Origin of the sequence: Halococcus salsus (assembly GCF_009900715.1) — an archaeon.
Classification (GTDB): Archaea; Halobacteriota; Halobacteria; order Halobacteriales; family Halococcaceae; genus Halococcus; species Halococcus salsus.
The window spans coordinates 24321-30320 of record NZ_JAAAJC010000015.1 but is presented as its reverse complement, the minus strand read 5'-3'; the positions used below and the strand labels follow the sequence as shown (position 1 = coordinate 30320).

Sequence of the window (6000 nt, the reverse complement as noted above, 5' to 3'; positions counted from 1 at the left end):
GATAGGTATTCAAACAGCGGTACTGTCTCGGTCGCCGCGACATTCAAGAAGTCGTCGACTGAAGCTACGTTTTGCAGGGCGTTGGCTTTGCTGGACACACTTCCAACGCCCTGCAACCCTGCACGTGATGCTTTCTATGACACGCTCCGGGAGAAGGGTGGTAACGATGTATCGGCGCGGTCACGTCGGCATAACCATGCTCGCGTACGCTCCTGTAGCCTATATTCTTCTTCGAGAGGGGCAGCTGGGTCTCGCACTGGTAGGGCTGCTGGGTGTGCACCAGATCGAGCCGCTCCCCGACGCCGATCACTGGATTCCTGGCCTCACTCACCGGGGAACTAGCCACTCGCTTTTTGCTGTGTTGGTGGTCGGTGCAAGTCTCGGTGTACTAGGGTGGGTCATTGGAGATCAACTGAGTGCGGTTCTCATTGGTCTCGACCCACCGACAGTTGGCCCCTTCGCTGGCGTCTTCGAGATCGTGGCCGAGCAGCTACGTAGACTTGATGGGAGCGCGCTAGCTCAATTCGGCTTCGCGGTCGGTGCCTTCGGTGTTCTCACTCACCTATTCGGAGACGTCATCACTGTATCCGGTATTCGGCCGCTGCTCCCCCTCTCTCGCTGGCGACTTTCGCTCAGTAGGCTTCGGGCTGACAACGACCTCGCGAACAACGTACTGTTAGGTATCGGGGTAGTTTCGCTCGTGGCCGTCGCTTTCGCGACCGCTCCAGTTGGCCCCACCTTATCGCCCATAGGAGTGGCAAGTGCCCAAGAAGACAACAGCAGCCACAACGCGGTCACAATGCCGAATCAGACCACCAACGGATCGACTGTCACCATTACGAATGCAACCCTCTCTCGCGGCGGCTACATTGTTGTTCACAGCGGAGCATACCAAGACGCTGGTATCTTGCAGGATAGTGCGATCGCCGTCTCTGGCTATCTCGACAGCGGAAGTCACGGGAACGTTACCATCCCGATCAATCGCAGCCCGCCCGGTGGTACCCTCAATCAATCGGAATTGAACGGCACGGATGACCTTACGGCGATACTCTGGCACGAGACGGGCAATAACACTCGTTTTGAGGGGGTTTCCTCTGGCGGCACTGAGGATACTCCTTACACAACTGGAGAAAACGGCAGCCAGCAGTACGTTACCGACACGTCGCGGGTGATCGTAAACGGAACGCGCGGCGATCCAAATGCAGCCACACCGAGCGCGTCAATCGCTCTTGACGACCAAGAGACGGATGAATCGGTAGTAACTATCGCGAACGCTAGCCTTCCTGACGGCGGATGGGTCGTCGTTCACAACGAATCGTATTCCGATAATCCCACTGGGAGTGCGGTCGGCATCTCTCGATATTTGGAGCCAGGGAATTACAGCAACGTGGAGGCTGAGCTAATGCAGGGCTCAGTCACATCCGAACAGACGCTGACTGCGGTGCCGTACCGGGATACGAACGGCAATCAGCGGTATGACTACGTTTCGAGCGACGGGTTCCAAGATACGGGGTACGTGAATCGGACAGGAGATGAAGCATTCACGGTCAATGACACGGCATCGGTTACGGCTGACGGCTCTGAAGCGGCCAGTGCATCGACTGATACGGATGATGAGATGGATGAGGATAACCCGGCCAACACATCCACACCGTTCCGTATCGTCAATTTGTCGGCGAATCGCACGGCGCACCTCGATGATGAGATAGTTGTCGAAGCGCAGGTCGAGAACCCTACTAACAGTCGTCTTGAAGGCGAGCTTTCGGTGGCAACCGCTGGAGACACTGCAGATACGCAGGATGTGGCATTGTTCCCGACGGAGAGCCGCACAGTAACGTTCGAATACTCCTATGATTCGCCCGGAGAGTACGTCATCAAGGTCGGAAACCGAACCGCCCATATCAGTGTTGTCGAGGAGGGCGAGGAATTGCCGACCACCACCGCAGCGGAAAGGGCGGACGGATCGAGTGGCGGAACAGCGAACGGATCGACAGCACAGGAAGCGCAATCAGATTCAGACGAGGCGATCGGCCTCACGAGCCCGCCTGTCCTCATCATTGGGGGACTGATACTGGTTGGAGTTGTGGGCTGGGGGCTCAGACGCCGCCGGAACCAGAATGATTTCTGAAATCGATGACCATGAGTGGGTGTAATCGCCGTGAATTTCTCGCCAAGAGTAGCGTAGTCGGTGCGGCGGTCGGAGCCGCAGCAATCGGGCCCCAGGTGAGCTCGCCTGTTCTCGCAGAGAGCTCGAGTATTTCGGGCGGCGAGAGCGAAGAGTTTGAAACGTTCGGCCAGCCGGGTTCGCCGTCGAGAAATGCGTATCGTGCGCTCGCAGAGCGCGAACGCACCCACCAACTCCGTATGCGCGAGCGCCAGCAACAGCAGGGTAACGCGACCGGAAACAGTAGTTCCGGCTCAGGATCAGATTCAGAGGTTTCGGGCGGAGCAACTCCGAACTTCTCGAACACAGTGAATGCCGTCGAGGATCTGGACTGGGACCCGAATGGTAATTCGGCGATCGACGGCGCTCTCTCAGGAATCAGCGACGGAACGTTAGTCGTGCTCCCCGCCGGGAACTACCGTTTGGACGGGCAGGCCCAGGTCAGCGGGAACACAATCGGGCTAGCCGGAGAAGGATACAACGAGGCGAGCGGTGCGCCACAACCAGGTGGGGGAGCAGCGACGATCTTTGCGGGAGGCGAGGAAGCCCGACTCAATTTCGACGCCGAATCTGGATTGATGGCGAATCTGGTTTTGGACCAGAGCCAGTCGAAGGGCGGTATCTCATTCGTCGTTCGGTCACAGGGGTTCGTGACGGCCCGTGATATTCGTGTGAACGGCGTACTCACGAACACCGGATCGAGCTACAACGAGGGAACGAACAACCCACAGTGTGCGCTTATCGCCGAGAGCGAGGAAGCGACCGCACGAGTCGAGCGGTTCGTTTCTCGTGGCACAGGCTTACCAGGCGACAAGCGTCAGGGCGGAGTTCCCGCTATTTGGGTTGGCGACGGCAACAAAGGAACGGCTCAAATCGTCGATTGTGAAGTCCAGGCGGCAACTGACAACGGCATCTATGGATCGCGAACCTCGGGCGACACCCAGATCGTCGGCGGGACCTACTTCAACAACGAGGTATCGCAGATACGATTCTGTGGGAAAGGAAGCTTCGCTGACGGTGTAACCCTGGGTGTTGATGCCGACAACTACAGCGGGCCAAGCGGGAGTTTTGGCGGGTTCAACGAGAAGATCGGAATGCAGGTCGTAAAGGTTGAGCAGCCGTCTCATATCTCAAAACCCGGGGGTGCAGTCCTTCGGAACGCCGAGATTCAGGCCCGGTCGGTGAACAAAATGGGCGCGGTGATCTACGTTCGCGGCCACGGTGGAGCGCTCAAAATGGATAACTGCCGCGTGACGAACAACACCGACCAGTCGAGTCTTCTGGCCTCAGAGCCGGGTTCAAGCTACGATCCGGCCTCACCACCACCCCACAACATCACGATTACCAACTCGCTGTTTCAAGGGACGCAGAGCAGCGATATCGTCAAGGTAGAAGGACGGCCTCAATCCACCGTGACGAACACCTGCTTTCAGGTCGCGGGAGCATCGCAAAGCTCGCTGTCAGGCATTACAGTCGGCGAAGGCGTCGGGTTCGGTCAGCAGTGTCAGGCTGGGCTCAGTGATCCAAGCAAGGTAGGCTCTGGCGGGAATGTGAGCTCTCTCCCGGCTTTTAACGCGAGCGCGATAGGCTCCAATGCGTCCAGAAGTGCCCCCGCCGACCGCCAGCAGAAAGGACACATGAAGAACATCTTCGACGCTGCGGCGCTTGTAGTGCTCGTTATTGTGGCTTTCCTGATTGCAGTACCAGTTGGAGTGGTTGGCTTGGGTGGGCTCGCGTCCTTAGCATTGAATTATATCCTTGATGACGATTGATTCGTAGTCAGAATTTCGCGGCTGGGCGAACAAGTGAAATATGAGGTATCCGTGCGTTCACGATATTGGTGGAAGCAGTTCCGAGAATTCGTTGTCGTCTGTCTTACTCATAACATCGGTAGGACACTCTGAGCAGCGGATATAAATGAACGGTAGAGCGAACCTGAGTGTGAAATCTCTGATTTTCGTCACAAACATCGTGACCGATACAGAGGCTGTATGCAGCAAAGTGGGATCGATGATATCGGGCGTTAACGACAGACAACGCCGTCAACGGAAGAACTCCCACCATGCTTCCCTGCCAGCGACATCTATTTGCGCAATCCTCACTTGATCTACTCTGGCAATGGCGATTAAGCGGATGGACAACGTCCTCATCGTGGTCGAGGATCTCGAAACTGCGAAGGCGTTCTTCACGGAGCTCGGCATGCAGTTGGAGGGCGAGACGCGCGTCGAGGGAGAGTGGGTGGACCACGTCGTGGGACTCGAGAACGTCCAGAACGACATCGCCATGATGCGAACCCCCGACGGCCATAGTCGCATCGAGCTCGCAAAATTCATCACGCCCGAGGCCACCCGCGATGGATCCAAGGAACCGGCGGTGAACACCCTGGGGATCCGCCGTATCATGTTCACCGTCGACGACATCGACGACGTCCTCAACCGCCTCCGCTCCCACGGAGCCGAACTCGTGGACAAGGTCGCCCAGTATGAAGACGAGTACCGCCTCTGCTATGTGCGCGGCCCCGAAGGCATCATCGTCGGGTTGGCCGAGGAGCTCAACAGGACCTAACGGGTTGCCCCCACGCTCTTGGCGTTCATCTCTTTGAGCCCGAGCCACGGTCTTCACGCCACAGCGTCCGTAGCCGACAACAAGCAATCTCCATGAAGAATCACCGGTTAGCCGTTGCCTGGCGGTAACTATGCGGTTCTCGCCACCGACGATTTCGGTGCACGCGAGCGTGCAAGATACGCGCTCTCTATTCAGCAGCGTTTGCACGAAATGCCGAGTTCTTGGTAAGAGAGGCGTGCTGCATAAAGAGCATGTATCTCGCAGGAACGTTTTATCGACACGGGCTACCTATTCACACCACATCAGTCTCGCCATACCTCCCCTTCCCCCTCCGCACTGGCTGGACAGAACATCAAAACCACTTGTGAATGCGAGTCTCAACTCGGGGCGACACATTCGTCGGCGCGATATCAAATGAAGTAACCTAGACTGAGAGACGTTCGAGTGCCTGTTCAACGGAGACGCGCCGGAACTGCTGGACTATTGAGTCGTCGCCAGAACCGAATGATGGGACACATACCTCTGTCTCGCCGTCCAGCGACTCAATGGTCGTTTCGAACCAGTCGTCTGTTGGCTGGCGTGGCTGCCGTATCGAGAACTCCGCGTCGCTCGGATGACCGTCCGGGGCATAGGCATAGCAGTAGTCTATTCGTCGCTGGGCACTCTGTAGTGTAATCTCATCCACGTCTGGTGACGTGGGTTCACCATCCGGAACCAAGAGGATCGTAATCGCCCGGTCATTGATCGCTCGCAAGAGGTGCTCTGTAGTGGGTTCGACTGTGACGTTCTTGTGGTCGGGATAGATATCGAGCATCCGATAATCCGCCGGTTCACTGGTCGTCTGGAAGGTATAGTAGTCCGGATACTCGAAGAAATCTTCTTTGCGGGTCTCATTGAGATAGTCATAGAACGCAGTGACGCATGAGAGCACGAAGGTACCAGCACCGAGCCCCTCAACCCCTGTTCCCATCACGACACCCACACGGTCATCCGACGTGATGTGTGGCATCACCGTTTCCCGGGAGACCTCGTTCCCATCGACTCGATACTCAAACGAGGTACTATCCAGTTCTTTGGTTGTGTGCATCCGTCACAACTGGTTGGCGTTCAACCCGATAAATCATTTCGGGGTGACTGGACGTAACTGCTGAATACGCGCCCTGTATTCAACATGGTCGCATTGTTACCTCTCAATACTGGTAATTTTTCGACTTATCTGTCCGCATACCTGCTCGACAACTATTTCGGCCGAGAAATGGCGAGAATTCAGG

4 protein-coding genes and 1 pseudogene are annotated in these 6000 nt (G+C 56.7%); 4 read left to right on the top strand and 1 reads right to left on the bottom strand.

What is annotated here, in order from left to right; genetic code table 11:
- Positions 1 to 127: 127 nt before the first annotated feature.
- The 4 genes and pseudogenes from GT355_RS16910 (at position 128) to GT355_RS16900 (ending at position 4729) form a co-directional block, all read left to right on the top strand.
- The gene (locus GT355_RS16910) at positions 128 to 2128 is read left to right on the top strand and encodes a metal-dependent hydrolase (protein WP_338036201.1); all 2001 of its coding nucleotides are present in this window, start codon (positions 128 to 130) and stop codon (positions 2126 to 2128) included.
- Positions 2129 to 2364: 236 nt separating this feature from the next.
- Positions 2365 to 3936, top strand: coding sequence for a hypothetical protein (locus tag GT355_RS16905; protein WP_240145872.1), 1572 nt, complete (start codon positions 2365 to 2367; stop codon positions 3934 to 3936).
- A 36-nt stretch (positions 3937 to 3972) separates the two neighbouring features.
- Positions 3973 to 4068: pseudogene (locus tag GT355_RS18700) on the top strand (IS5/IS1182 family transposase); the annotation flags it as partial.
- Positions 4069 to 4282: 214 nt separating this feature from the next.
- Positions 4283 to 4729 (top strand): VOC family protein, encoded by a 447-nt coding sequence (locus GT355_RS16900; protein ID WP_160135708.1) that lies wholly within the window; start codon positions 4283 to 4285, stop codon positions 4727 to 4729.
- A 424-nt stretch (positions 4730 to 5153) separates the two neighbouring features.
- Here GT355_RS16900 and GT355_RS16895 read toward each other — a convergent pair whose 3' ends face one another.
- The gene (locus tag GT355_RS16895) at positions 5154 to 5816 is read right to left on the bottom strand and encodes a hypothetical protein (protein ID WP_240145871.1); all 663 of its coding nucleotides are present in this window, start codon (positions 5814 to 5816) and stop codon (positions 5154 to 5156) included.
- Positions 5817 to 6000 lie beyond the last annotated feature (184 nt).